The following is a 26938-nucleotide window of genomic DNA, read 5'->3' as shown; positions in this document are numbered from 1 at the left end:
GGGTCACCCTGCCCGGATAGTTTGCGGCTTCTGCGACACAGCTGAGAGTGGGTAGGGCCGGGCATGGCTGTCGATCCTCTGATCGAACTGCAGGACGTGAACAAGCACTTCGGCGAGTTGCATGTCCTCCAGGACATCAACCTCACCGTCGGCAAGGGGGAGGTGGTCGTGGTCATCGGCCCCTCGGGGTCGGGCAAGTCGACCCTGTGCAGGGCGATCAACCGGCTGGAGACCATCGAGTCCGGCGCCATCAGGCTCGAAGGCCGGCCGCTGCCGGACGAGGGCAAGGCGCTGGCCGGACTCCGCGCCGAGGTCGGGATGGTCTTCCAGTCCTTCAACCTCTTCGCCCACAAGACGATCCTGCAGAACGTCTCACTGGCCCAGATCAAGGTCCGTGGCCGCAAGAAAGAGGAGGCCGACCGGCGCTCCCTCGAGCTCCTGGACCGTGTGGGCCTCGCCTCCCAGGCCCCGAAGTACCCGGCGCAGCTCTCCGGCGGCCAGCAGCAGCGCGTGGCCATCGCCCGCGCCCTCGCCATGGACCCCAAGGCCCTGCTGTTCGACGAGCCGACCTCGGCACTCGACCCCGAGATGATCAACGAGGTCCTGGAAGTCATGCAGCAGCTCGCGCGCGACGGCATGACCATGGTCGTCGTCACCCACGAGATGGGCTTCGCACGCTCCGCGGCCAACCGCGTCGTCTTCATGGCCGACGGCCGCGTCGTCGAGGACCGCAGTCCCGAGGAGTTCTTCACCAACCCGCGCAGCGACCGCGCCAAGGACTTCCTCTCCAAGATCCTCAAGCACTAGGCGGGGGAGTACGACCATGATCCGTACGACACCTGCGCGCCTGGCCGTGGCCGCCCTCGTGTGCATCGCGCTGCTGACGGCCGCCTGCGGCAAGGAGGGCAGTCCGCCCACCAAGGGACCGGCCGCCGGCAAGCTGCCCCACTACCAGGTGGCGGAGGGCTTCGAACTCCCCTCCTCGCCCACCTGGGAGAGGGCCAGAAAGCGCGGCTACCTCAACATCGGCGTCAAGGAGGACCAGCCGTACCTGGGCGAGAAGGACCCGGCGAGCGGCACCTACTCCGGCTTCGACATCGAGATCGCCAGGATGATGTCGGCCTCGCTCGGCTTCGACCCGAGCACCATCCGTTTCAAGACGATCGCCTCGGCCAACCGCGAAACCGCCCTGCAGAACGGTCAGATCGACTTCTACGTCGGCACCTACACCATCAACGACAACCGCAAGAAACTCGTCGGCTTCGCGGGCCCCTACTACATGGCCGGTCAGTCGCTGCTCGTACGCAAGAACGAGAAGGACATCCACGGCCCCCAGGACCTCGCCGGCAAACGCGTCTGCTCGGCGGCCGGTTCGACGCCGTACCAGCGCATCCAGACCGACTACCCGAGGGCGACGCTCGTCGCCTACGACACCTACTCGGTCTGCGTCGACAACCTGCTCACCTACCAGGTCGACGCCGTCACCACCGACGACGCGATCCTGATCGGCTACGCGGCGAAGGTGCCCGACGAACTCAAGGTCGTCGGCAGGCCGTTCTCGAAGGAGCCGTACGGCATCGGCGTGCCGCGCGACGACAACGCGCTGCGGTTCGCACTCGACGACGCGTTGGAGGCCCGTGAGAAGAACGGCGACTGGAAGAGGGCGTACGAGGCGACGCTCGGGCTCTCCGGAGTGCCGGCGCCCACCCCGCCCGCCATCGACCGCTACCCGGCGAGCTGAGCGAGGCCGATGTGAACGTACTGACCGACAACTTCCACACCTTCGCCCAGGGATTCCTCGGCACGGTCGAACTCACCGTCTACGCGAGCGTGCTGGCCCTCGTGCTCGGCTTCCTGATGGCGTCGTTCCGGGTCGCGCCGGTCGGCTCCCTGCGGGCCTTCGGCACGGTGTGGGTGACCGTGCTGCGCAACACCCCGCTCACCCTGCTGTTCTTCGCCGTGCTGCTCGGGCTGCCCCGGTTCGGACTCGTGCTGCCCTTCAAGGTGTTCGCGATCCTGGCGCTCGGCTGCTACACCTCCGCGTTCATCTGCGAGGCGCTGCGCTCGGGCATCAACACCGTGCCCAAGGGACAGGGCGAGGCGGCCCGCAGCCTCGGCATGACCTTCAGCCAGACGCTGTCCGTGGTCGTCCTGCCGCAGGCGTTCCGGTCCGTGATCCCGCCCATCGGCTCCACGCTCATCGCCCTCGCCAAGAACTCGGCGATCGCCGGGGCGTTCAGCGTCAACGAACTGCTCGGGACCTACAAGACGCTGAGCGAGCTCGGCTACAACATCGTCTGGACCTTCATCTGGATCGCCGTCGGCTATCTGATCATCACCCTCACCATCAGCGCGATCTTCAACTACCTCGAACAGCGCTGGGGAGTCGCCCGATGACCGCCACCGCCCCTGAATCCACCGCCCTGTACGACGTTCCCGGACCCAGGACCCGTCAGCGGCACCGGCTCTACGCGGCCGTGTCCACCGCCCTGATCCTCGCCCTGGTCGGCTGGATCCTCTATCTCCTCTTCGACACCGACCAGTTCACCTACACGAAGTGGATGCCGTTCGAGTACAAGGGCATCCAGGAACTGCTGCTGCGGGGACTGGGCAACACGCTGAAGGCCTTCGCGATGGCCGCGGTGCTCTCGCTGGCGCTGGGCACCGTGCTCGCGACGGGACGCCTGTCCGACCACCGTCCGGTGCGCTGGGTCTGCGCGCTGGTCGTCGAGTTCTTCCGCGCGATGCCCGTACTGGTGATGATCTTCTTCATCTTCGTGGCGCTGAAGGTGCAGCCGCTGCCCGCGCTGGTCGCGGGGCTGACCCTCTACAACGGCTCGGTGCTCGCCGAGGTCTTCCGCTCCGGCGTCAACTCCGTCGAACGCGGCCAGCGGGAGGCCGCGTTCGCGCTCGGCATGCGCAAGACCCAGGTCATGACGTACGTCCTCGTCCCGCAGGCCGTGCGGGCCATGCTGCCCGCCATCATCAGCCAACTCGTGGTGGCCCTGAAGGACACCTCGCTCGGCTATCTCATCACCTACGAGGAGTTTCTCCACGCCGGGAAACTGATCGCCTCGAACCTCGACTACGATTTGCCGTTCATCCCCGTGGTGATGGTGATCTCGCCGATCTACATCGGGATGTGCATGCTGCTCTCCTGGTTCGCCCAGTGGGTGTCCCGGCGGGAGCAGCGCAGTCCCAAGACCGAGGCCGTGAATGTGGCACCGGCCGAACCAGGGACGCTGCTGCCGGGTGGGGGTCCCCCCACAGCCCCGCGACTGTAGGGGGAGCAGCAGCTCACAGGGCCAGACCCGGCCGGCGCCAGCAGCCGGAGATCACTGCTCGCGCAGGGGAACGGACACGTAGGACGGGTCGTTCGCCGGTGAGGAGAAGGTCAGCTGCGCGCCGGACGGGTTGTGCTCGATGTAGAGCGGGTCGACCGTGTCGACGACCAGGGCGAGCCGATGCCCTGCCGGGACGTCGTAGGCCGTGGAGTACAGCTCCAGGTCGACGCCGAACGGCTTTCCGGGCGTCTGCCCGTGGAAGGTGTACGGCGCGTTGCTGACCAGCTTGCCGAGGCCGAGCGGGCCCACGTCGTAGAGGTAGGCGACGAGGGTGCCGCTCTCCTTGGTCGGAGTGAGCGTGGTGTGCAGCGTGGTGGTTCCGCGCACTCGCTGGACGCTCCCGTACCTCTCCGACTGCCAGACGGCCGCCCAGCGGCGCGGCAGCAGCGGGATCGACGCCATCGGGGGCACCTGGGCGATCTGGTCGAGGATGCTGGAGAGGAAGATGATCCCGCCGTCCGCGCCCGAGTCGACGTTGGTGTGGATCGTGGTGGTGCCCGCGAGGGCGATCTTCTTCCTGGTCGCGCCGACCGACTTCCAGTCGGGGTAGCCCTCGTAGGCGCCGGTGGTGCGGGGCTTGAGCTGGACGGGCTGCTCACGGTCGATGCCGTTGTCGACGCCCCTGAGGTAGTGGTCGAACCAGCGGCCGGTGTCCGTCCACACGTCGTTGGGGAGCCCGAACAGACCGGTCAACTCGGCGGTGGCGTGGTCGCCGGGGCGGAACTCCAGGCGCTTGGGGCCGGTCAACTCCTCGTAGAATTTGGCGTACTGGTTGGGTGCGAAGATCGTGTCGCCCCAGCCGTTGGCCATGAAGACGGCCGCGCCGTTCTTGTTGAGCTGGTCGACATAGGTCTCGGGGGAACGTTTCTTCCCCCAGGCGATCATCTCCTGCTCCTTCGACAGGTTCGAGGCGAAGAAGTCCTTGAGGGTCTGCTGGAGTTCGGCGCTCGGGTGCCCGGTGACAGTCCCCGCGACGCCGAGCAGGGCGGTGGCCTGGGAGTGCTGGGTGCGGCCCGAGTAGATCGAGTCGATGAGGTCGGCCCAGCCGCTCATGGCGGAGACCGCCTTGATCCTCTTGTCGTGGGCGGCGGCGAGCAGGCTGATCCCGGCGCCGTAGGAGACGCCCGCCATGCCGACCTTCTGGGCGTCGGCCGGGGTGTTCGCCAGCGCCCAGTCGATCACCTTGGAGGCGTCGGCCACGTCGGGCGGTCCCGCCACTTCTATCTCGCCGCCGGACTGCCAGAAGCCGCGCACGTTGTACGTGAGCACCACATAGCCGGAGTCGGCGAGCTTCTGGGCCTGTGCGAGGTACTCGACCTGGGGCAGGCCCCAGCTCGTCGGCATGACGAGGAGCGGGTACCTGCGGCTGCCGTCGGCGCCCGCGGGGGTGACGACATTGGCCTTGAGGACCGTGCCGCCGTCTCCGGCGATGTCGACGAAGCGGACGGAGGCTGAGGCCGCCTGGGCGGTGGGGGCGAGCCCGAGGGCGGTACCGGCGATCAGGGCTGCGGATACGGCACCGACGGCGGACGTGCGCAGGGCATGACGATGGTGTCCCACGGGCCACTCCTCACTCGTGTCAGTAGAATGTGACCCGACGGTAACCTCGCTGCTTTACCGGAAGTAACCCGTCGGTAAGTTACGCACGGGTAAAGATTGTTCGAGGGCCGTGAAATCTACGAGGCGAGGTGAGATCTACGAGGCGCGGTGGGAGTTGCGAGCCGGCACAGGTGTGGGCAGCGGGGTCTGGGCGGCCGGGGTCACATCCGCGACGAGCTCGACGACATCGGGCCCGTACGCGTGCGAGTTCACCACCTTCAGCAGCAGTACGAAGGAGTTGCCACCGTGCTTGCGTGCCAGCCGTTCGTGGTTGCGGGCGAGATAACGGGTCGCCGCCTGGTTGGTGATCGCGCGCTGCCCGCAGAAGAGGAAGACGGGCCGCGTCCCGCGTTCCTGTCCGGCGATCAGTCGGGCGAGGATCACGTACTCGCCCTTCCCCGGCTCCAGGAGGTAGCGCTCGCTGCCGATCTGGAAGGCGCCGCGGTCCGGGCCCGGTTCGGCGTCGGTGTTCACCTGGATGCCCGGCAGCAGGGAGTGCAGGTGCGCGGCCATCCGCCGGTTGGACGAGGGCCCGCCCACACAGAACTCGGTCCGCTCCCCGAACCCCTGCTGCGCGGCGTCGTGCGCGACGACCTGGGCGTGTGCGCCGCAGTCCTTGATCAGCGCGGCGAGTTCGAGCAGCGCGAACACGTCGAAGCGCATCACCGTGAGCTCCGGGCCGCCCGCCTCGCGGTTCACCACCAGGAGCGACTCGGAGTTGTCGGGCAGCCCGAAGAACGCCTGCTTGCGCCGGAGTCTGCGCTTCCAGAGGTAGGTGCGGGCGAGCCAGCCGAGCGCGGCGCTGATGGCGGCGGCGACCACGCCGAGGACGATGTTGCGCACGTCGTCATTCATGGGCGCGCATGGTATCGGGAGTGCGGACCGGTGTTCGAGGGGGTCCTGACGGGAGGGGTGCGGTGAAGTTACGCTGCGCGGACGGCTGTTGACTGGAGGTACGGATGCGTCGCCCTGTTGCGCGGAATCTGGCGGTCTTGGCGGTTTCGGCCGCGGTGGTGTCGGTCGGTGCGGCGGCGCCACCTGCCGCAGGGACGGCTTCCTCCCGTGCCACCCCGGCGAAGGTGCCGGTCGCCGTCGGCTACGGCGGTGCCGTGGCCAGCGTCGACGCCGACGCCTCCGCCGCCGGGATCGAGGTCCTGAAGAAGGGCGGCAACGCCGTGGACGCGGCGGTCGCCACCGCGGCGGCCCTGGGCGTCACCGAGCCGTACTCCTCCGGCGTCGGCGGGGGCGGCTACTTCGTCTACTACGACGCCAAGTCCCGTACGGTGCATACGATCGACGGCCGTGAGACCGCGCCGCTGACCGCCGACTCGGGGCTCTTCCTGGAGAACGGCCGGCCGCTCGCCTTCGCGGACGCCGTCACCAGCGGGCTGAGCGTGGGCACGCCGGGCACGCCCGCGACCTGGCAGACGGCGCTGGACAGCTGGGGCAGCAAGCGGCTCGGGAGCGTCCTGAAGCCCGCGGAGCGGATCGCGCGCGACGGGTTCACGGTCGACGCGACCTTCCGCTCGCAGACCGAGTCCAACCAGGCGCGCTTCAAGAACTTCCCGGACACCGCGAAGCTGTTCCTGCCCGGCGGCTCGCTCCCCGTGGTCGGATCGATCTTCACGAACCCCGATCTCGCCAAGACCTACGAGGAGTTGGGCAAGAAGGGTGTCGGCGCGATCTACCACGGCGACCTCGGCAAGGACATCGTCGCCACCGTGAACAAGCCCCCGGTGGACCCGGCTTCGGGCTACGACGCCCGCCCGGGCAAGCTGTCGTCGAAGGACCTGGCGGCCTACCGCGCGAAGCGACAGGCGCCGACGGAGACGTCGTACCGCGGCCGGAAGGTCTACTCGATCGCCCCGTCCTCCTCCGGTGGCACCACGGTCGGCGAGGCCCTCAACATCCTTGAGAAGACGGACCTTTCGAAGGCGAGCGAGGTCCAGTACCTGCACCACTACATCGAGGCCAGCCGGATCGCGTTCGCGGACCGGGGGCGCTGGGTGGGCGATCCCGCCTTCGAGGACGTCCCCACGAAGGAACTCCTCTCGCAGAAGTACGCCGATTCGCGCGCCTGCCTGATCAAGGACGACGCGGTCCTGACGAGCCCGCTCGCACCGGGCGACCCGCGCAGTCCGGCGGCCTGCTCCACCGGCGGCACGGCCGCCCCGACGACGTACGAGGGCGAGAACACCACCCATCTCACGGTGGCCGACAAGTGGGGCAACGTCGTCTCCTACACCCTCACCATCGAGCAGACCGGCGGCAGCGGGATCACCGTTCCGGGGCGCGGATTCCTCCTCAACAACGAGCTGACGGACTTCTCCTTCACCCCGGCCAACCCGGCCGTCCACGACCCGAACCTGCCCGGCCCCGGTAAGCGCCCGCGCTCGTCGATCTCCCCGACGATCGTCCTGGACCGGCACAACCAGCCCGTGGTGGCGCTCGGTTCGCCCGGCGGCGCGACCATCATCACCACCGTCCTGCAGACCCTGACGGAGTTCCTGGACCGGAGGCTGCCGCTGGTGGACGCCATCGCCGCCCCGCGCGCCAGCCAGCGCAACGCGGCCCAGACAGAACTCGAACCGGGCCTGTACGACAGCGCCCTGCGGACCCGGCTCGAAGCCCTCGGGCACTCCTTCAAGCTCAACCCCGAGATCGGCGCCGCGACGGGCGTCCAACGCCTCCCCGACGGCCGGTGGCTGGCGGCCGCCGAGAAGGTACGGCGCGGTGGCGGCTCGGCGATGGTGGTGCGACCGGCGTCGTAGCGAGCGGCGCCCTCGCGCTCGGCGACGTCGGCGCGCCGGTGGCGATCAGCGTGCCGTGAGGATGCGTGGGCCCGTCCGGGTGATGGCCACCGTGTGTTCCGTGTGGGCCGCGCGGGAGCCGTCGTCGGTGCGCAGCGTCCAGCCGTCGGGGGCCGCGTGGAAGCCGTCGGTGCCGCCGCCGATGAGCATGGGCTCGATCGCGAGCACCATGCCGTGGCGCAGGGGGAGGCCGCGGCCCGGGCGGCCCTCGTTCGGGACGGACGGGTCCTCGTGCATGCGACGGCCCACGCCGTGGCCTCCGAAGCCGTCCGGGATGCCGTACCCGGCCGCGCGGCACACCGTGCCGACGGCGTGCGCGATGTCCCCGATCCGGTTGCCGACGACCGCCGCCTCGATGCCCGCCGCGAGGGCCCGCTCGGCGGTCTCCACGAGCCGCGCGTCGGCCACGCGGGGCTCGCCCACGATGAAGCTGATCGCCGAGTCGCCGACCCAGCCGCCCAGTTCGGCCCCGAAGTCGATGGAGACCAGGTCGCCGTCCCGCAACCGGTAACCGGTCGGGATGCCGTGCACGATCGCGTCGTTCACCGAGGCGCAGATGACCGCGGGGAAGGGGGTGGGTGCGAACGAGGGCCGGTAGCCGAGGAAGGGGGAGCCGGCGCCCGCGTCACGCAGCACCTGGTGGGCGACCTCGTCCAGCTCCAGCAACGAGACCCCCACGTCCGCCGCCTTGCGCACCGCCGTGAGCGCCCGGCCCACGACCTGGCCCGCTTCGTACATCTCGTCGATCGACGTGTCCGTCTTGAGTTCCACCATGCCAATTACTATACCGGTATTAGAATGGGGTCATGGTGCGTAACCCCCTGACCCCCGAAGAGCGCGAACGCGGTGAGCGTCTCGGGCAGTTGCTGCGCGAGGCCCGCGGTGGCCGCAGCATGGTGGAGGTCGCGGCGACCGCCGGGATCTCGGCCGAGACCCTGCGCAAGATCGAGACCGGACGGGCCCCCACCCCCGCCTTCTTCACCGTGGCGGCGCTGGCGCGGGCGCTCGGGCTGTCCATGGATGACATCGATCACAGGACTCTGCGCCCAGTCCGAAAACTCCCTGTAGCCGTTCCGTAACACGAGGGGTGTTTTCTACCGGACCGGAGTACACCAGTCGGGTGGGGAGTTGTGTGATGGCTGTGGAACAACTCCCGGGTCAAGTACGGGAGTTCGCGAGTTATTTGAGCGGGCTGATGAAACGGCTCGATCAGGACGGCGGCTGGTGCGCGGTGTTCTGGCAGCGCGACCCCGACGGCATGCGGGCCTGCCTGGACGGTTGGGAAGTGCCGCCGTGGGACGTCGTGGAGGCGCTCCTCCAGGACCTCGCCGCGGAGCAGGGCCCCCAGGCCGTGGCCCAGGAGGCCCAGCGCGCCCGTTCCCTGCACGGCGCCTCGCTCACCGCCTACGACGGCCGGCCCGGCGGCCGGGACGCCCTCGGCGACCGTCTCGACGTCATGCTCCGCGAACAGCGCTACTCCGCGGAACGTCAGGCCGAACTGAGCCGGCAGCTGCACGCGGTCACCACCCAGGAGGAGGCCGACACCGTCCGGATCGACCTCGCCTGGGCCCACGACGACCACGAACGGGCCACCGCCCGATGTGCCGAACTCCGCCACCGGATGGAGAACCTGGACCGCCGCGCCCTGCGTACCCACGTATCGGGCGCGTTCGACTTTTCGGGGGACGCGGGCGGGGGCGTCGTCCGGGTCGCGGAGCCGGCCGACCAGCGCGCGCTCGAGACGCGGCCCGGTGCGCCAGGGACGGCGGCCCCGGACCGCCCGACGATCCCGCCGGAGCGGTCCGGCCCGCGCCCGCGCTTCGCGGACCCGGCTGCGAGCGACCGCTCCGGCCCCGCCCCCGCTCCCACGGCGCCGCGCGACCCGGCGACCCCCGGTTCCGGACCGTTCGATCCGGCGGCCGCCCGTTCCGCCCGAAGCGACTCGGCGGCCGCCCGTACCGGCCCGTACGACCAGGCCGGTACCAGCACGACTCCCAGTACCAGTGCCAGTGCCACCGCCAACCTGGGCGCCGCCCCCGGCCCGGGCCCCGCCCCCGCTCCGAGTGCCGCCCCCGTCCCCAAGCAGCGCTCCAGGCGGCGCCCCCGCGGCAGCGCCCGCTTCGCCGGGATGATGGAGGCCGAGGCGGCCCCTGTGGCCGTCCCGGAGACGGCGGCGCCGCCCGTGTCCGCCCCGGCCGTGCCGAGCGGCCGTAGCCCCCGTGGAGCCCGTTTCGCGGGTGCCGCCGAGGCGCCCGCGCAGCCGCGCACCGAGGTGTTGGACGAGGATGCGCGGCGGGCCACCGCCGAGACCGTCCAGACCCTGACCCGGCTGCGCCGTGAGGGGCGCAGCGGCGAGGCGCACGCCGTGCTCGTGGAGGCCGCCTACTGGCCCGCCGCCCGCTTCCCGCTGCTCGCCGCCGAACTGCACCGGGCGGGCCTCGACGCGGACTGGGCCACCCTGCTGTGGGAGGCCGCCTCGCTCCCCGCGGACCGGCTGGTCGGCGCCGCGGACGCGCTCGTCGCGGCGGGCCGCAGCGCCGACGGCCGGCAGATGCTGCGCCAGGGCGTCGCCCGCCCCGCTCCCGAGATCGGGACCGCCGTGCTGAGCCTGGCCGACGGGGGGCGGCAGCGCGAGATCCGGGCGCTGCTCGACGCGTACGTCCGCGTCCGCACCCCGGAGGAGGCGGCTCGCAGCGCGGAGGCGGACCCGGGACGCCTCGTGCCGCTGCTGCTGGCGGCCGCCAAGGGTGTCTCGGAGGAGCGCCACTGGGACCTGGTGCACGCGCTGAGGGTGGCCGGTTTCACCGCCTGAGCCATCAGGGAAGGCATTCCCGAGCCCGTCGAAGGTCCGTCGGGCCGTCGCCCACCGGATCGACCGCTCACCCACAGGGGTGCGAAACGTGATCGACTCAGCGGGTTAACGGCGATGGTCTTGGCAAGGCTGTCCGCTGGGCTTACTTTCGAGCCTCTACCGCCTTTGTCTACGGGCGTAGAGGCTCTCTGACGTCTCGTCGAAGGAGCAGCTCATGGCCAACGTCGTACGCGCCGCTCTGGTTCAGGCCACCTGGACCGGCGACACCGCATCCATGGTCGCCAAGCACGAGGAGCACGCCCGCGAGGCGGCCCGGCAGGGCGCGAAGGTGATCGGATTCCAGGAAGTCTTCAACGCCCCCTACTTCTGCCAGGTCCAGGAGCCCGAGCACTACGGCTGGGCGGAGCCGGTGCCCGACGGGCCCACCGTCACTCGTATGCGGGAGCTCGCGCGCGAGACCGGCATGGTCATCGTCGTGCCCGTGTTCGAGGTCGAGCAGTCCGGCTTCTACTTCAACACCGCGGCCGTGATCGACGCCGACGGCACCTACCTCGGCAAGTACCGCAAGCACCACATCCCGCAGGTGAAGGGCTTCTGGGAGAAGTACTACTTCAAACCGGGCAACCTGGGCTGGCCGGTCTTCGACACCGCGGTGGGCAGGATCGGCGTGTACATCTGCTACGACCGCCACTTCCCCGAGGGCTGGCGGCAGCTCGGTCTGAACGGCGCCCAGCTCGTCTACAACCCCTCCGCCACCTCCCGCGGCCTCTCCGCCTACCTCTGGCAGCTGGAACAGCCCGCCGCGGCCGTCGCCAACGAGTACTTCATCGCCGCGATCAACCGGGTCGGGCAGGAGGAGTACGGCGACAACGACTTCTACGGGACCTCGTACTTCGTCGACCCGCGCGGACAGTTCGTGGGGGAGACGGCCAGTGACAAGACCGAGGAGCTGATCGTCCGCGACCTCGACTTCGACCTGATCGATGAGGTCCGGCAGCAGTGGGCGTTCTACCGCGACCGGCGGCCCGACGCCTACGAGGGGCTGGTGCAGCCGTGAGCGACCTGTACGCGCGCCACAAGGCCGTCCTGCCCGACTGGCTGGCCCTCTACTACGAGGACCCGATCGAGATCACCCACGGCGAGGGCCGCCACGTCTGGGACGCCCAGGGCAACAAGTACCTCGACTTCTTCGGCGGCATCCTGACGACGATGACCGCGCACGCCCTGCCCGAGGTCACCAAGGCCGTCAGTGAGCAGGCCGGGCGGATCATCCACACCTCCACGCTCTACCTCAACCGGCCGATGGTCGAGCTCGCCGAGCGGATCGCCCAGCTGTCCGGCATCCCCGACGCCCGCGTCTTCTTCACGACCTCCGGCACCGAGGCCAACGACACGGCCCTGCTGCTCGCCACCGCCCACCGGCAGAGCAACCAGATCCTGGCGATGCGCAACAGCTACCACGGCCGCTCCTTCAGCGCGGTCGGCATCACCGGCAACAAGGGCTGGTCGCCGACCTCCCTCTCGCCCCTCCAGACGCTGTACGTCCACGGCGGCGTCCGCACCCGCGGCCCGTACGCCGATCTCAGCGACGCGGAGTTCATCGCGGCCTGCGTCGACGATCTGAAGGACCTGCTCGGCCACGTCCGCCCGCCCGCCGCCCTCATCGCCGAACCCATCCAGGGCGTCGGTGGCTTCACCGCGCCGCCCGACGGCCTGTACGCGGCCTTCCGCGAGGTCCTCGACCAGCACGGCATCCTCTGGATCGCCGACGAGGTGCAGACCGGCTGGGGCCGCACCGGCGAGCACTTCTGGGGCTGGCAGGCGCACGCCGCCGCAGGCCCGCCGGACATGCTCACCTTCGCCAAGGGCATCGGCAACGGCATGTCCATCGGCGGCGTCGTCGCGCGCGCCGAGATCATGAACTGCCTCGACTCCAACTCCATCTCGACCTTCGGCGGCTCGCCGATCACGATGGCGGCGGGCCTGGCGAACCTCACGTACCTCCTCGAACACGACCTCCAGGGCAACGCCCGGCGCGTCGGCGGTCTGCTCGGCGAGCGGCTGCGGGCGATCTCCGTGCCGCTCGACTACGTACGGGAGGTGCGCGGGCGCGGGTTGATGATCGGCGTCGAGCTGGTCAGGCCCGGCACCGACGAGGCGTACCCCGAAGGTGCCGCGGCCGTACTCGAAGCGGCCCGCCAGGACGGCCTGTTGATCGGCAAGGGCGGCGGTCACAACACCAGCGTGCTGCGCATCGCACCGCCGCTCTCCCTCACCGTCGCGGAGGCGGAGGAGGGCGCGGCGATTCTCGAGCACGCGCTGAGGTGTATCCAGTAAGAAGTTCTGAGCAAGGGAACGTGCCATGACCACCGCCACCGCCTTGGAACCCGCCCTGTCGGTACGCCAGGTCCTCGCCCTGGACCGGGTGCTCGCCGGAGAGCCCGAGGTGGTGGCCGGCGCGGGCCATCTCGATCGGTCCGTGCGCTGGGTGCACGTCGCCGAGGCCGCCGACGTGGGCGTGATGCTCAGCGGCGGGGAAATGGTGCTCACCACCGGGGTCCTGCTCGCCGGCGACCCGGACGCGCAGGCCGAGTACATCCGTTCGCTGCACCGCGCGGAGGCCGCGGCCGTCGTCCTCGGGCTCGGCCGGGCCTTCCCGACCCCGCCGGACGTGATGCGCCGGGCCGCCGAGCGCTGCGGGCTGCCCATGGTGGTCCTCCACCGGCCCTTCCCGTTCGCCGAGCTGACGGAGGAGGTCCAGTCCCGGCTCGTGCGCAGCAAGTTCGCGGCGGTGAGCCTCTCGGAGGCCGTACGGACCGCGCTCACCGGGCTCATCACCACGGGCGCGCCCCTGCAACGGATGCTCGACGAGATCGCCGTGCACGCCGCGTGCCCGGTCGTCGTCACCAACCTCGCCCACCGCGTCCTCGCCACGGCGGGGGAGCGGTCCGCGGTGGACGACGTGCTGCGCGACTGGGAGCGCATCGCCCGGCAGGCGGGCGGCAGCGAGGGCGACGGCTGGATCCGCGCCGAGCTGGGCGGGCGCGGCGAGAGATGGGGCCGCATCGTGCTGTGCGGCTACCGGGGCGACGCCGCCACCGGGCGGCTGCTCGCCGACCGTGCCGCCGAGGCCCTGGTCCTGCACCGGATGCTGGGTGGCTCCGTGCACACCTGGGAGGAGGAGTCCGCGCAGGGCCTGCTGACCGACCTGGTGAGCGGGGTCGTACCGGCGCGGCAGCTGCTCCCGCGGGCCAGGGCGGCCGGGCTGCCCGTCAACCGCCGGTCCTTCGTGCCGCTGGTGGTACGGGACGGCGACCTGGGTCAACTCGATCGCGTGCTGCGTCTGTTGGGGCTCCCCGGGCTGGTCGCCGAGCTCGTCGACGGGGCCACCGCCGTGCTGCTCAGCCTCGCCCGCGATCAGGACGCGGAGGCGCTGGCCGCCCACTTCGCGCTGCGGCTGCGCCATGAGACCGGCACCCGAACGACCGTGGCGGCGGCCTCGCCCCGTACCGCCTGGGACGACGTTCCCGGCGGCCTGCGCGAGGCCCTGCACGTCGCCGAGGCCGCCGCCGACGCACCCGCCGACCAGGACCAGCCGGTGCTCGTCCGGCTGCGTGACGTCCATCTGCGGGGCCTGATACGGCTGTTGCGCGACGACCCGAACGTCCAGTCCTTCGCCGAACGGGAGTTGGACGGGCTGCTGTGCGGGGCCGATGCCGAGTCGGAGCTGCTGCCCGTGCTGCGGACCTACCTCGCGACCGGCCGCAACAAGTCCCGCACCGCGCAGCTCCACCACGTCAGCAGGCCCGCGCTCTACCGCCGACTGGAGGCCATCGAGGCCCGGCTCGGCGTCGACCTCGACGACTTCGAGCAGGCCGCCTCCGTACACATCGCACTGCTCGCACACGACGCGCAACAACGGTGAAACACGGGACGACTCAGGTGAAACATGGGACAACGCGGGGGTGACACCGTGGAACGGCACAGCGCCTCAGACGTGACACGGTGCAACTCAAAGCCGTGGTCCGGGCTTCCTAGGCTCCTCGCACACCGAGCGACCGGAGGTCCCGATGAGCAGAGTGATCCGCGCCGCCGTCTTCCAGACTGCCTGGACCGGCGACAAGGAGTCGATGATCCAGGTCCACGAGCAGGCGGCCCGCGACGCCGCCGCACAGGGCGCACAGGTGCTGTGCTTCCAGGAGCTCTTCTACGGGCCCTACTTCTGCCAGGTCCAGGACAAGGCGTTCTACGAGTACGCCGAGCAGATCCCCGAAGGCCCGATCGTCCGGCGCTTCCAGGCGCTGGCCAAGGAACTGGGCATCGTCCTCGTGCTGCCGATGTACGAGGAGGAGCAGCCCGGCGTCCTCTACAACACGGCCGCCGTGATCGACGCGGACGGCTCGTACCTCGGCAAGTACCGCAAGCACCACATTCCGCAGGTCGAGGGCTTCTGGGAGAAGTTCTACTTCCGTCCCGGCAACGCCGGCTGGCCGGTCTTCGACACCGCCGTCGGCAGGATCGGCGTCTACATCTGCTACGACCGGCACTTCCCGGAGGGCTGGCGTGCGCTGGGCCTTGCGGGCGCCGAGATCGTGTTCAACCCGTCGGCCACCTCGCGCGGACTGTCCTCCTACATCTGGCAGCTGGAGCAGCCGGCGGCGGCCGTCGCCAACGAGTACTTCGTGGGCGCCATCAACCGCGTGGGCGTGGAGGAGCTGGGCGACAACGACTTCTACGGAACGTCGTACTTCGTCGACCCGGAGGCCCAGTTCGTCGGGGAGGTGGCCAGCGACAAGGAGACCGAACTCGTCGTCCGCGACCTCGACATGGCCAAGCTGCGCGAGGTGCGCGACCGTTGGCAGTTCTACCGGGACCGCCGCCCCGACGCGTACGAGCCGCTGACCACGCCGTAGCCCGGCGGGGCTCTGGAGTCCGCCGGGCTTCCCGCGCCCCGGACGGGGCGCGGGGCTGTGGCATGGCGCGGCTCCACCGCGGGGGCGCGACCAGCCACGAGTGACCCGCAGTTTTCAGCGCACCGCATCCAGCGCAGGGCCGGAGAGATCCAGCGCACGGCAGGAGAGAGGGAGCATGAGCAGCCGTACCGTCATCCGTAATGGCCTCGTCATCACCGCGTCCGACGAGATCCACGCCGACGTCCTGATCGAGGACGGCCGGGTCGTCGCCCTCGCCGCGACCGGCACCCCGGCGGCCGAGTCGTGGACGGCCGAGAAGACCATCGACGCCACCGGCAAGTACGTCATCCCGGGCGGCGTCGACGCCCACACCCACATGGAGCTGCCCTTCGGCGGCACCTTCGCCTCGGACACCTTCGAGACGGGCACCCGGGCCGCGGCCTGGGGCGGCACCACCACCATCGTCGACTTCGCGGTGCAGAGCGTCGGCCGCTCACTGCGCGAGGGCCTCGACGCCTGGAACGCCAAGGCCGACGGCAACTGCGCCATCGACTACGCCTTCCACATGATCGTCTCCGACGTCAACCAGGAGACGCTCAAGGAGATGGACCTGCTGGTCCAGGAGGGCGTCACCTCCTTCAAGCAGTTCATGGCCTACCCCGGCGTCTTCTACAGCGACGACGGCCAGATCCTGCGCGCCATGCAGCGCTCCGCCGAGAACGGCGGCCTGATCATGATGCACGCGGAGAACGGCATCGCGATCGACGTCCTCGTGGAACAGGCGCTGGCGCGCGGCGAGACCGACCCCCGCTTCCACGGCGAGGTGCGCAAGGCGCTCCTGGAGGCCGAGGCCACCCACCGCGCCATCAAGCTCGCCCAGGTCGCGGGCGCTCCGCTGTACGTCGTGCACGTCTCGGCGCAGGAGGCGGTCGCCGAGATCGCACGGGCGCGTGACGAGGGCCTGAACGTCTTCGGCGAGACCTGCCCGCAGTACCTGTTCCTGTCGACCGACAACCTCGCGGAACCGGACTTCGAGGGATCGAAGTACGTGTGCAGCACGCCCCTTCGGCCCAAGGAGCACCAGGCCGCCCTGTGGCGGGGCCTGCGCACCAACGACCTCCAGGTCGTGTCGACCGACCACTGCCCCTTCTGCTTCGTGGGCCAGAAGGAGCTCGGCCGGGGCGACTTCTCGAAGATCCCCAACGGCCTCCCGGGCGTCGAGAACCGCATGGACCTGCTCCACCAGGCCGTCGTCGACGGGCACATCTCGCGCCGCCGCTGGATCGAGATCGCCTGCGCCACCCCGGCCCGGATGTTCGGCCTGTACCCGAAGAAGGGCACGATCGCGCCGGGCGCCGACGCCGACATCGTCATCTACGACCCGCACGCCGAGCAGGTCATGTCGGTCGAGACCCACCACATGAACGTCGACTACTCGGCCTACGAGGGCAAGCGCGTCACCGGGCAGGTCGAGACCGTGCTCTCGCGCGGCGAACCGGTCATCACCGAGCGGGAGTTCACCGGACGCGCGGGGCACGGCGTCTACACCCCCCGCTCCACCTGTCAGTACCTTCTCTGAACGCCTAGGAGTGGCGCCATGGACTTCGGACTCGTCCTGCAGACCGACCCCCCGGCCTCCCGCGTCATCGACCTGATGAAGCGCGCCGAGGGGAACGGCTTCACGTACGGCTGGACCTTCGACTCGGCCGTGCTGTGGCAGGAACCCTTTGTGATCTACAGTCAGATCCTCGCGAACACCGAGAAGTTGACGGTCGGCCCGATGGTCACCAACCCGGGCACCCGCACCTGGGAGGTCACCGCCTCCACCTTCGCGACGCTCAACGACATGTACGGCAACCGCACGGTGTGCGGCATCGGGCGCGGCGACTCGGCGATGCGTGTCGCCGGACGCAAGCCCAACACGCTCGCCCGCATCAGCGGCGCGATGAAGGTCATCCGTGCCCTCGGCCGCGGCGAGGAGGCCGACCTCGGCGGCACCGTCGTCAAGTTTCCCTGGGTCAGGCCGGGTGCCGAACTCCCGGTCTGGATGGCCGCGTACGGTCCCAAGGCCCTGAAGATGACCGGCGAGGAGGCTGACGGGTTCATCCTCCAGCTCGCCGACCTCTATCTCACCGAGTACATGGTCAAGGCCGTGAAGGAAGCGGCCGTCGAGGCGGGCCGTGACCCCTCCGAGGTGAAGATCTGCGTGGCCGCGCCCGCGTACATCACGGAGGACGACTCGCCGGAGGCCCTCGCCCACGCGCGTGAGCAGTGCCGCTGGTTCGGCGGCATGGTCGGCAACCACGTGGCCGACCTGGTCTCCAAGTACGGCGAGCACTCCGCCGCCGTGCCCGAGGAACTCACCGACTACATCAAGGCCCGCGAGGGCTACGACTACTCCCACCACGGGCGCAGCGACAACCCCGACACCAAGTTCGTGCCGGACGAGATCGTCGACCGGTTCTGTCTGATCGGCACGGCCGAGCAGCACATCGAGAAGCTGAAGGCGCTGCGCGCGCTGGGCGTGGACCAGTTCGCGGTGTACGACATGCACGACGCGCAGGAGGCCGTGATCGACGCGTACGGGTCGAAGGTCATCCCGGCCGTCAACGGCTGACAACTCCGCTCCGGGCGGCCGGCCTCCGGCCGCCCACCGCACCTCCGGCCGAACCCCGGCCACCGCTCACCCTCCCCGCACGTCCCCTTCCCTCCGTCCGGGGAAGGGGATCACCGCACCACCGCACCCGCACAACCCCCCACGGCGTCACCCGCACGGCCTCTCCCGTCACTCCTCACTTGATTGGCCTGCCCATGACCGAGACCGTCCCCAGCGAGGGCCCGCCCGTCGCTCAAGTCACGCTCACCGACGGCCGGGTGGAGATCGCGCCCGACGCGCCCGCGCCCAGCGGCCCCTACGCCAACGAGGACCTGCTGCCGGTCCCGGTCGAGAAGCGCACGTGGACCACGTACAACTTCTCGGCGCTCTGGGTCGGCATGGCCCACAACACCGCTTCCTGGACCCTTGCTTCCGGCCTGATAGCCGTCGGCATGGACTGGAAGCAGGCCGTGTTCACCATCGCGCTGGCCAACCTGATCGTCCTGGTCCCGATGCTGCTCACCGGGCATGCCGGTCCCAAGTACGGCATACCCTTCCCCGTCTTCGCCCGCGCCTCCTTCGGTGTCCGCGGCGCCAACCTGCCCGCTGTCGTACGGGCGTTGGTGGCCTGCGGCTGGTTCGGCATCCAGACCTGGATCGGCGGCGAGGCGATCTACTTCCTCGCCGGGAAGCTCTTCGGCGACAGCTGGGCCAACGCCTCCAAGGTCGGCGGCTACGCGTGGACCATGTGGCTGTCGTTCGCGATCTTCTGGGTGCTCCAGGTCGCCATCATCTACCGGGGCATGGAGACGATCCGCCGCTTCGAGAACTGGGCGGCGCCCTTCGTGCTCCTGGGCGCCGGCGTGATGCTGTGGTGGATGAGCAGCAAGGCGGGCGGCTTCGGCCCACTGCTCGACCAGCCCTCGAAGCTCGGCTGGGGCGGCGACTTCTGGAAGCTGTTCTGGCCCTCGCTCATGGGCATGATCGGCTTCTGGTCCACGCTGTCGCTGAACATCCCCGACTTCACGCGGTACGGCAAGAGCCAGAAGGCGCAGACCTGGGGTCAGGCGCTCGGTCTGCCGACCACGATGACGCTCTTCGCCTTCCTGTCCGTCATGGTCACCTCGGGCTCGCAGGCCGTGTACGGCGAGGCCATCTGGGACCCGGTCCAGCTGGCCGCCAAGACGGACAACGTCTTCGGCCTCCTCTACGCGCTGGTCACCGTGCTGGTCGCGACCCTGTCCGTGAACATCGCGGCCAACCTGGTCTCGCCCGCCTTCGACTTCTCCAACCTCGCACCGCGGAAGATCAGCTTCCGTACCGGCGCACTCGCCACCTGCGTCCTCGGCGTGCTGATCTTCCCCTGGAAGCTGTACTCCGACCCGCAGGGCTACATCTTCACCTGGCTCGGCCTCGTCGGCGGTCTGCTCGGCACCGTCGCCGGCATCCTCATCGCCGACTACTGGATCCTGCGCCGCACCAAGCTGGACCTCGCCGACCTGTACCGCACGGGCGGCCGCTACTGGTACGACGGCGGCTGGAACTGGCGGGCCGTCGTCGCCTTCCTCACCGGAGGCGTCCTGGCCGTCGGCGGCGCCGACTTCCACCCGCTCATCGACGGACGGCCCATCCCGGCGCTGAAGTCCCTGGCCGACTACGGCTGGGCGGTCGGACTCGGTACGTCGATGGTGCTGTACCTGGTGCTGATGCTGCTGCGGGGCAAGGAGAAGATCGCCGTCTGACGCGTGAGGAAGGGGTGCGGCGGTTGGAGAACGGTCAGCCCTTCTGGCCGTTCTCCAGCGTCGCCACCACGTCCTTGGCGGCCTTGATGGCCCCCTTGTTGATCTCGTCCGTACTGGGCGCCTTCTTCGTCTCGAAGTTGCTGCCGTTGTACGTGACGGCCACCAGCGCGTTGGACGCGCGGACGATCACCACTCCCTCACGGGTCTGCTGCTTGTCCGTGGTTGTGAGGTTCACGACGGAGTAGGCCGAGTCGCCGAGGCCGGGAACCGCACCTCCGCCGCTCTTGTCCGCGACGCGCCCCGTATAGGACTTCTGCGCCGCTTCGTCCGAATCCTTGATCTCGTACGAGACGTCCAGCCAGTGGTAGTCGAAGCCCTTGAGCGCGTTCCAGGAACAGGTGCGGCGCACCGACTTGTCGGTCGACGGAATCTCCTGGCCGGCCGTCTTGGCGCCCGGGACAAGGGCCTTGACCGTCTTCTCCGTCACGCCGGTGCAGGGCGCGGGGGCCGCGGTGTACTTCTTCGCGACCGCCGTCGCCGCGGGGCCCGACGGGGACTGCGTCGCCTGGGGCGACTTGTGGTCGGTGGCGGCCGGAGTCGTCGTCGACGTGCCGGACGACATGACCCAGCCCGTGCAGGCGAGGACCGCGACCGGCAGCAGGCGCGCGGTGAGGGCGAGTGGCAGAGGAAGAGAATGCACGGCGCACTTCTCGTGGGGGACGGTGCGGAGGGAGTCCACACTGCGGACGGAACGCCAGTGTCACATGCCTGCCTGTGGGGCGGAAGTGCCAACTCACTCCGTACCTGTGTGGTGACAGTGACTCACTGGGAACCGTCTGTCCGCCACTTCGCCGTCATCAGCCACACCGCCGCCTGGAGTCGGACACCGCGATCCGTCTCATAAGGGTGCAAGGTGTCCCGCAGGGCCGTGCGTGTGTCCGCGTCGACCGTCCGGCAGGGCGTGCGGGAGAGGATGAAGTCGACGGCGTCCGCGGCGTCGCGCCCCCATGTCGTCTCCGTCGCGACCGGAGTCACCGTCACGTCGTCCCACCCGTGCAGAACCTCGCGGATGCGCGCCGGGTCGGACACGGAGGCCATGGCGGCCTGGACGGCGACCGTCGCGGCGTCCGGTTCGTCCAGGAGTTTCCCGAAAAGGCTCAAGGCGCGTGACTCCGGACGTCGTATCCGGCGGCCGGGAAGGGGTGGATCTGGGCGTCGGCGAGCTCGTACGCGACGTTGGTGATCCCCTCCGCGGCGGTCGTCGCGCGGGCCTGGTCGAGCAGGGGTGCCGAGAGTGCCGTTCCAGGCCCGCGTCTGAGCAGAGTTGGCGATCCGTGTCATGAGGTCTCCTCGGCCGTGCGGACGGGAAGCGCGCTCTCGATCCGGTCGACGGCGGCGAACGCGCCGTACGCCACCAGATGCACCAGACAGTGGTCGGTATGGATGGGTTTGCGCCAGGCTGTCACGTCCTCGTCCGTGATCCGGTACGGGGCCAGCGCGGCCAGCAGCGCGAGCCGCGCCCCGGGCCGCGAACGGTCGGGGAGTCCGTCCCACGCGAGCGGCGGATGCGAGCCGTCCCAGTCCCGGAGCGTCTCCCGTACGAGGATCCGGTCGGCTTCGTCGAGAAGACCCTCTCCCTCGGTGGCGGCGGCCCGCAGCGCGGCGTAGGCCGGGCCGACGGTGGTCCCGCGCGCCCAGTCAGGACCGGGCCCGGGGTCGTCGAGGAGTTCCAGGCCCGCACCCGGCGCGGGTCGCCGGCGCACCGTCCGGGCGACGGACCGCCCGGCCAGACTCCGCACCGCCCGGAACCGTTGCGCGTTGCCGGGCAGCAGGCTCTCGGTGAGCAGCGCCGACACCACGCGGTTGATGAAGTGGAAGGACAGGGCGGTGCCGATGTAGGCGGGGGCGTGCGCGACGGGGAAGGGGTACGGCGCCAACTCGAGCGCCCCCGGGGTCCGGGTCGCCCCGCCCCATGCCAGCACGCGCGCGTGCTCCTCGTCGGCTGGGGTGTCCCCGCGTGCCACCGTCTCCGCGAGCCGGTGGTCCCCGGTCGCGTGCAGCAACATCGTGTGCGCGTCCACGCAGAACGGGCACCGGTTGGCGACGGACACCCCGAGCGCCGCGAGTTCCTTCCCCGTCCGGCTGCCCTCGCCCGCGATCAGCGACTCGCGCATCAACGCCCAGGCGGAAGCCATGAGACCGGGAGCGGGCGAGAGCACGACGAAGGTCGCCGCGCGCTCGATGCCGAAGTCGTCGGCGAGCTGGGCATAGACGCCCGCGACACGTCCGGTGGCGGACCTGGGCGGAGACGGGGTGGTGTAACGGAAGGGACTGGGCATGGGACGCCTCCTGGTAGGGAACGAGCGCGGGGCCGCCGGCTCGGCCGCCATCGCCACCCTCCTTCAGGGAGCCGTCCCCGGTCGTCGTCCACCCGAAGGCATCCTGAACTACCCCCACCTGCCCCGCGCGCGCTGTGATCTACTCCAGCCGGAGTACGCCGGGCCCCCTCCACAGGTCTGACGCCACTGTCCGAACGGCCGTCTATCGTGCGGAACATGGCGTTGGACCAGGGGACGCGCAGGCACCTGGCCGACGCGGCCCTCGCGGTCGTGGTCGGTGCCCTCGTCATGACCGCGGCCGCGGTCGACGACGGCGCGACCCCCGCCGACTACGCGCTGATCACCGTGGGCTCCCTCGCCCTCGCGGCCTACCGCCGCGCCCCGCGCCGGGTACTCGCGGTCAGTACGGTCACCACGACGGCGTACGTCCTGCACGCACACCCCGGCACCCTCGCCGCCCTCCCGGTGCTGGGCGCGGTCCACACGGCGGCCCGAGCGGGTCACCGAGGAGTGGCGGCGCTCGCGAGTGCCCTGTTCCTGGCGGCGTTCGTGACCACGGATCTCACGGCACGCGCAGGCGCCGAGCGCTCTCTCCTGCTCGCCGGCTGGTTCCTGTGCGCCCTGGTGACCGGCCTCGCCGACCGCAACTGGCAGGCGTATCTGCGCCAGACGGAGCAACGCGCGATGGAAGCGGAACGCACCCGTGAGGAGGCGGCCCTGCGCCGCGCGGGTGAGGAACGGCTGCGGATTGCCAGGGAGTTGCACGACTCGCTCACGCACAGCATCTCGATCGTCAAGCTTCAGGCGGGCGTCGCCGTCCACCTCGCCCGCAAACGCGGTGAGGAGGTCCCGCCCGCGCTGCTCGCCATCCAGGAGGCGGGCGGCGAGGCGATGCGCGAACTGCGGGCCACCCTTGAGGTATTGCGCACCGATGAGCCGACCGGCACCCCCGCGCTGCTCGTGGAGCGGGCTCGCGCGGCCGGTCTCGCCGTGGAGCTGACGGTGAGCGGCGACGAGCGTCCGCTCACGGCGACGGTGGACCGTGCCGCGTACCGCATCGTCCAGGAGGCCCTGACGAACGCCGCGCGCCACGCGGGCCCCGCCAAGGTGGCCGTCCAACTCGACTACAGCACGGACGACCTGACGATATCCGTCGACGACGACGGCGGCGCCGACCCGTCGCGTCCGCCCACCCCCGGCATCGGCCTCACCGGTATGCGCGAACGTGTCTCGGCCCTCGGCGGCACCCTGCACGCCGCACCGCGCACGGAGGGCGGCTTCTCGGTGCGCGCCGAACTGCCGCTGGGCATACCGGAGGAGGTGCCGTGATCAGGGTCGCGCTCGTCGACGACCAGGCGCTGATGCGCGCCGGTTTCCGCGCCCTGCTCGACGCCGAGGACGGCATCGAGGTCGTGGGCGAGGCCGCCGACGGCAAGCAGGGCCTCGCGCTGGTGCGCGCTTCCTTGCCGGACATCGCCCTCGTCGACGTACAGATGCCGGTGATGTCGGGCATCGAGGCCACCCGCCGTATCGCCGCCGACCCGGAGCTGTCCGCCGTACGTGTCGTCATGCTCACCAACTACGGCCTGGACGAGTACGTCTTCGAGGCGTTGCGGGCCGGGGCCAGCGGCTTCCTGCTCAAGGACACCGAGCCCGCCGACCTGCTCCAGGCCATCGAGGTCGTCGCGCGGGGAGAGGCGCTGCTGTCCCCGTCCGTGACCCGCACCCTGATCGGCGAGTTCGTGGCCCGGCCCCCGGACCGGGCCACCGCGCCCGGCCTGGAGTGCCTCACCCGCCGCGAACGCGAGGTCACGGCACTCGCCGCGCGCGGTCTGACCAACGAGGAGATCGCCGCACACATGGTCATCAGCCCGTTCACCGCCAAGACGCACATCAGCCGGGCGATGACGAAACTGGGCGCCCGCGACCGGGCCCAACTGGTGGTGTTCGCCTATGAGTCGGGCTTGGTGACGGCACGGGGGAGCGCGAACTGAGGGGTGCGTGGACCTCATGACCGGCGAAGAAACCGTGCGGGCCCTCGATCCGGTCCGCGACCTTGTCGCGAGCGACGAGGCGGAAATCGCGGTCGACCACCTCATCAACACGGTCGACTCGTTCCGGCTCACGCTACGTCAGGACGAGCACGACCGGCTCATGTCGGCGGCCGCCCGGCTGAACGTGGCTCAAGTTGAACTCCTGGCTCACAAAGAGGTATGACCTACAGTCCGCGAGCCACCAACTCAGCGGCACAGCACGTCAACGGGAGAGTAATGAAGAGGCACATCATGGCCCGCGTCGGCATAGCCGTCACCGCCACCGGGCTGGCACTGGCACTGGGAACGGGAACCTCCTTCGCCGGCGGCAACTACGTCGGCTCGTTCAAGAAGAACGGCAAGTCCGTCGCGACCGTGGTGTTCGAGCCGCGGAACTCCTCCGGGGGAACTCAGTTCACCGACGTGATCGACTCGGCCAAGGACGGGCACTCGATCCGAGCGGTCACCTATGACGCGACCACGGGCAAGCGGCGGAACACCTGCGAGACCAGTTCCGTCAAGGACTGCGGGATCTCGCCCCGGATCGCCAAGGGCCACAAGGTCCGCGTCAAGGTGTACTGGGTCAAGGGCAGGACGGCGACCTACCTCGGCACGGTGACGACCGACAAGGGCAAGCTGCCGGTCGTCTGACCGAGCGTCTCCGCCCGGTGAGAACCGCGTCGAGGCTCCGTCCCGGACGGCGCCTCGACGCGCGGACGGGTGTCAGGGCGTGAGAGTCACGGGCGCCGAAGCGAGAGCACGTCCGATCGGTAGTCTGCTGCCTGATCAGGGCGACCGGAGCCGAGCCGGACCTCCCCAGATTCCTCCCACAGCCCGTCCGGAGGACTGTTGGTACCGGCCGACGCGCGCAAACACCGAGGTGAGAGATGTACTTCACTACTCGACCCACGCTTCAAGGATCCTTCGGCATGGTGTCCTCCACGCACTGGCTCGCCTCGCAGTCGGCGATGGCCGTCCTGGAGGACGGCGGCAACGCGTACGACGCCGCCGTCGCCGCGGGCTTCGTGCTGCACGTGGTCGAGCCGCACCTCAACGGACCCGCCGGCGAGGTCCCGATCATCCTCGCCCCCGCAGGCGGCGAGGTGCGTGTGCTGTGCGGGCAGGGCGTCGCGCCCGCCGGGGCGACGATCGCCCACTACAGGGGACTCGGTTTGGATCTCGTACCCGGCACCGGACCGCTCGCGGCCGCCGTGCCCGGCGCCTTCGACGCGTGGATGCTGCTCCTGCGCGACCACGGCACGAGGTCTCTCGCCGACGTCATGAAGTACGCCATCGGATACGCGGAGGACGGGCACCCGCCCGTGGAGCGGGTCGGCGAGACCGTGGAGTCGGTGCGCGCACTCTTCGAGACGGAGTGGACCTCGTCGGCCGAGGTGTACCTGCCCGGCGGGAAGGCGCCACGCCCCGGCGAACTCTTCCGCAACCCCGCCCTCGCCGCGACCTGGCGCCGACTGCTCACCGAGGTCTCCGGGGAGAGCGGCCGCGTGGCGCAGATCGAGGCCGCGCGCCGCGTCTGGCGCTCCGGCTTCATCGCCGAGGCCCTCGTACGGCAGGCCCGGCGGCCCACCATGGACACCAGCGGACAGCGCCACACCGGCACCCTGACAGCCGCCGACCTGGCCTCCTGGTCCGCGAGCTACGAGGCGCCCGCGACGTACGACTGGCACGGCTGGACCCTGTGCAAGGCGGGCCCCTGGAGCCAGGGCCCGGTCCTCCTCCAGCAGCTCGCCCTGCTCCCGCCCCGGCTGCCGCGGTACGGCTCCGCGGAGTACGTCCACCTGCTCGTCGAGGGCTGCAAGCTCGCCATGGCCGACCGGGAGGCCTGGTACGGGGACGCGGCCGAGGTGCCTCTCGACGAGCTGCTGTCGCAGGAGTACAACGCCGAGCGGCGCGCCCTCATCGGCCACAAGGCCTCCAGCGAGCTGCGTCCCGGCAGTCCCGGAGGGCGCACCCCGACGATCAGTGGTCACGCGCGCGAGGTCGCCGCCGGGGAGCCGGGCTTCGACGCGCTGGCGGTACCGGGCGCGGGCGAACCCACCGTCGCCGGGGCCGCGGGGGAACCCGAGGTGGCCCGGGACGGCGGGACCCGGGGCGACACCTGCCACCTCGACGTCGTCGACCGCTGGGGCAACATGGTCGCCGCCACCCCCAGCGGCGGCTGGCTTCAGTCCAACCCCGTCGTCCCCGAGCTGGGCTTCCCGCTCGGCACCCGGCTCCAGATGGCCTGGCTGGACGAGGGGCTGCCCAACTCCCTCACACCCGGCCGCCGTCCCCGTACGACGCTGACACCCTCGCTGGCGCTGCGCGACGGAGTCCCGGTCATGGCGTTCGGAACCCCGGGCGGCGATCAGCAGGACCAGTGGCAGACCCACTTCTTCCTGGCCGTGGCGCTGCGCGCCGAGGTACGTGGCGGGCTCGACCTCCAGGGCGCGATCGACGCCCCGAACTGGCACAACGACAGCTTCCCGGGCTCGTTCTACCCGCGCGGCATGCGCCCCGGCAGCCTCACCGTCGAGTCCCGCACGGACGAGGCGGTCGTCGAGGAGCTGCGCCGTCGCGGCCATGACGTCCACGTCGCGGAGGCCTGGTCCGAGGGCCGGCTGTGCGCGGTCGCCCGGGATCCGGAGACGGGTGTGCTGTCGGCGGCGGCGAACCCGCGGGGGATGCAGGGGTACGCGGTGGGACGCTGATCGGCAACTCCGGGAATTCACGGCGATTCCACCCGGAGT

The 26938-nt window shown here is 70.4% G+C and carries 25 protein-coding genes; 19 read left to right on the top strand and 6 right to left on the bottom strand.

Annotated features, from left to right (window positions below; all coding sequences use genetic code 11):
* Positions 1 to 63 precede the first annotated feature (63 nt).
* From AQJ27_RS05890 to AQJ27_RS05875, 4 genes are read left to right on the top strand one after another with little or no spacing between them, the layout of a single operon-like run.
* Positions 64 to 807, top strand: a complete 744-nt coding sequence (locus AQJ27_RS05890; protein ID WP_067362455.1) for an amino acid ABC transporter ATP-binding protein — start codon at positions 64 to 66, stop codon at positions 805 to 807.
* 16 nt (positions 808 to 823) lie between these two features.
* Positions 824 to 1741 (top strand): glutamate ABC transporter substrate-binding protein, encoded by a 918-nt coding sequence (locus AQJ27_RS05885; protein ID WP_067362452.1) that lies wholly within the window; start codon positions 824 to 826, stop codon positions 1739 to 1741.
* Between the two features lie 11 nt (positions 1742 to 1752).
* Positions 1753 to 2397 (top strand): amino acid ABC transporter permease, encoded by a 645-nt coding sequence (locus AQJ27_RS05880; protein ID WP_067362449.1) that lies wholly within the window; start codon positions 1753 to 1755, stop codon positions 2395 to 2397.
* Positions 2394 to 3284, top strand: a complete 891-nt coding sequence (locus AQJ27_RS05875; RefSeq protein ID WP_067362446.1) for an amino acid ABC transporter permease — start codon at positions 2394 to 2396, stop codon at positions 3282 to 3284. Before AQJ27_RS05880 ends, AQJ27_RS05875 begins: the two co-directional genes overlap by 4 nt.
* Positions 3285 to 3335: 51 nt before the next feature.
* Here AQJ27_RS05875 and AQJ27_RS05870 read toward each other — a convergent pair whose 3' ends face one another.
* Together AQJ27_RS05870 and AQJ27_RS05865 are read right to left on the bottom strand one after the other, a co-directional pair.
* A complete protein-coding gene (locus tag AQJ27_RS05870; RefSeq protein ID WP_067362444.1) occupies positions 3336 to 4904 on the bottom strand; it encodes a CocE/NonD family hydrolase in 1569 nt (522 codons plus the stop codon).
* Positions 4905 to 5039: 135 nt separating this feature from the next.
* Positions 5040 to 5798, bottom strand: a complete 759-nt coding sequence (locus AQJ27_RS05865; protein WP_201264218.1) for a hypothetical protein — start codon at positions 5796 to 5798, stop codon at positions 5040 to 5042.
* Positions 5799 to 5902: 104 nt separating this feature from the next.
* Between AQJ27_RS05865 and ggt the strand changes: the two genes are divergently transcribed.
* Complete coding sequence (ggt, locus tag AQJ27_RS05860) at positions 5903 to 7714, top strand: gamma-glutamyltransferase (RefSeq protein ID WP_079064792.1); 1812 nt, start codon at positions 5903 to 5905, stop codon at positions 7712 to 7714.
* Between the two features lie 45 nt (positions 7715 to 7759).
* Here ggt and map read toward each other — a convergent pair whose 3' ends face one another.
* Positions 7760 to 8527, bottom strand: coding sequence for a type I methionyl aminopeptidase (map, locus tag AQJ27_RS05855; protein ID WP_067362438.1), 768 nt, complete (start codon positions 8525 to 8527; stop codon positions 7760 to 7762).
* Positions 8528 to 8559: 32 nt separating this feature from the next.
* On the opposite strand from map, the gene AQJ27_RS05850 reads away from it, so the two are divergent.
* The 9 genes from AQJ27_RS05850 (at position 8560) to AQJ27_RS05810 (ending at position 19816) form a co-directional block, all read left to right on the top strand.
* A complete protein-coding gene (locus tag AQJ27_RS05850; RefSeq protein WP_067362435.1) occupies positions 8560 to 8832 on the top strand; it encodes a helix-turn-helix domain-containing protein in 273 nt (90 codons plus the stop codon).
* A gap of 56 nt (positions 8833 to 8888) precedes the next feature.
* Entirely contained in the window at positions 8889 to 10565 is a 1677-nt protein-coding gene (locus tag AQJ27_RS05845) for a hypothetical protein (protein WP_067362432.1), read from the top strand.
* A 214-nt stretch (positions 10566 to 10779) separates the two neighbouring features.
* Positions 10780 to 11622 (top strand): nitrilase-related carbon-nitrogen hydrolase, encoded by an 843-nt coding sequence (locus AQJ27_RS05840; protein ID WP_067362429.1) that lies wholly within the window; start codon positions 10780 to 10782, stop codon positions 11620 to 11622.
* Positions 11619 to 12902 carry an aspartate aminotransferase family protein gene (locus AQJ27_RS05835; RefSeq protein WP_067362426.1) on the top strand — a complete coding sequence of 428 codons (1284 nt, stop codon included), beginning with the start codon at positions 11619 to 11621 and terminating at the stop codon, positions 12900 to 12902. The genes AQJ27_RS05840 and AQJ27_RS05835 overlap by 4 nt, the downstream gene beginning before the upstream one ends.
* Positions 12903 to 12927: 25 nt before the next feature.
* A complete protein-coding gene (locus AQJ27_RS05830; RefSeq protein WP_067362423.1) occupies positions 12928 to 14490 on the top strand; it encodes a PucR family transcriptional regulator in 1563 nt (520 codons plus the stop codon).
* 145 nt (positions 14491 to 14635) lie between these two features.
* Positions 14636 to 15478 carry a nitrilase-related carbon-nitrogen hydrolase gene (locus AQJ27_RS05825; protein WP_067362420.1) on the top strand — a complete coding sequence of 281 codons (843 nt, stop codon included), beginning with the start codon at positions 14636 to 14638 and terminating at the stop codon, positions 15476 to 15478.
* Between the two features lie 175 nt (positions 15479 to 15653).
* The gene (hydA, locus tag AQJ27_RS05820; RefSeq protein WP_054230370.1) at positions 15654 to 17057 is read left to right on the top strand and encodes a dihydropyrimidinase; all 1404 of its coding nucleotides are present in this window, start codon (positions 15654 to 15656) and stop codon (positions 17055 to 17057) included.
* 18 nt (positions 17058 to 17075) lie between these two features.
* Entirely contained in the window at positions 17076 to 18095 is a 1020-nt protein-coding gene (locus AQJ27_RS05815) for a TIGR03842 family LLM class F420-dependent oxidoreductase (RefSeq protein ID WP_067362417.1), read from the top strand.
* Positions 18096 to 18289: 194 nt separating this feature from the next.
* A complete protein-coding gene (locus tag AQJ27_RS05810; RefSeq protein ID WP_067362414.1) occupies positions 18290 to 19816 on the top strand; it encodes an NCS1 family nucleobase:cation symporter-1 in 1527 nt (508 codons plus the stop codon).
* A 34-nt stretch (positions 19817 to 19850) separates the two neighbouring features.
* On the opposite strand, the gene AQJ27_RS05805 is transcribed toward AQJ27_RS05810, so the two are convergent.
* The 3 genes from AQJ27_RS05805 to AQJ27_RS05795 all read right to left on the bottom strand — a co-directional run bounded on the left by AQJ27_RS05805 (position 19851) and on the right by AQJ27_RS05795 (position 22155).
* Positions 19851 to 20516, bottom strand: coding sequence for a hypothetical protein (locus AQJ27_RS05805; protein WP_067362904.1), 666 nt, complete (start codon positions 20514 to 20516; stop codon positions 19851 to 19853).
* Positions 20517 to 20638: 122 nt separating this feature from the next.
* The gene (locus tag AQJ27_RS05800) at positions 20639 to 20977 is read right to left on the bottom strand and encodes a hypothetical protein (protein WP_067362411.1); all 339 of its coding nucleotides are present in this window, start codon (positions 20975 to 20977) and stop codon (positions 20639 to 20641) included.
* A gap of 176 nt (positions 20978 to 21153) precedes the next feature.
* Complete coding sequence (locus AQJ27_RS05795) at positions 21154 to 22155, bottom strand: carboxymuconolactone decarboxylase family protein (RefSeq protein WP_067362408.1); 1002 nt, start codon at positions 22153 to 22155, stop codon at positions 21154 to 21156.
* A 216-nt stretch (positions 22156 to 22371) separates the two neighbouring features.
* On the opposite strand from AQJ27_RS05795, the gene AQJ27_RS05790 reads away from it, so the two are divergent.
* From AQJ27_RS05790 to AQJ27_RS05770, 5 genes are all read left to right on the top strand, one after another.
* The gene (locus tag AQJ27_RS05790) at positions 22372 to 23484 is read left to right on the top strand and encodes a sensor histidine kinase (protein ID WP_067362405.1); all 1113 of its coding nucleotides are present in this window, start codon (positions 22372 to 22374) and stop codon (positions 23482 to 23484) included.
* On the top strand, positions 23481 to 24149 hold the full coding sequence (locus AQJ27_RS05785; RefSeq protein WP_067362402.1) for a response regulator: 669 nt from the start codon (positions 23481 to 23483) through the stop codon (positions 24147 to 24149). The genes AQJ27_RS05790 and AQJ27_RS05785 overlap by 4 nt, the downstream gene beginning before the upstream one ends.
* A 16-nt stretch (positions 24150 to 24165) precedes the next feature.
* Entirely contained in the window at positions 24166 to 24372 is a 207-nt protein-coding gene (locus AQJ27_RS05780) for a hypothetical protein (RefSeq protein WP_159064329.1), read from the top strand.
* 53 nt (positions 24373 to 24425) lie between these two features.
* The gene (locus AQJ27_RS05775; RefSeq protein WP_096239613.1) at positions 24426 to 24839 is read left to right on the top strand and encodes a hypothetical protein; all 414 of its coding nucleotides are present in this window, start codon (positions 24426 to 24428) and stop codon (positions 24837 to 24839) included.
* Between the two features lie 236 nt (positions 24840 to 25075).
* Positions 25076 to 26899: a gamma-glutamyltransferase family protein gene (locus AQJ27_RS05770; RefSeq protein WP_067362394.1), complete on the top strand. Its 1824-nt coding sequence runs from the start codon at positions 25076 to 25078 to the stop codon at positions 26897 to 26899.
* Positions 26900 to 26938: the final 39 nt, after the last annotated feature.

This window comes from Streptomyces olivochromogenes (assembly GCF_001514115.1).
In the GTDB taxonomy this organism is placed as follows: domain Bacteria; phylum Actinomycetota; class Actinomycetes; order Streptomycetales; family Streptomycetaceae; genus Streptomyces; species Streptomyces olivochromogenes.
Note: the sequence above shows the minus strand (reverse complement) of the source record. Positions and strands in the feature narration are given on the sequence as shown.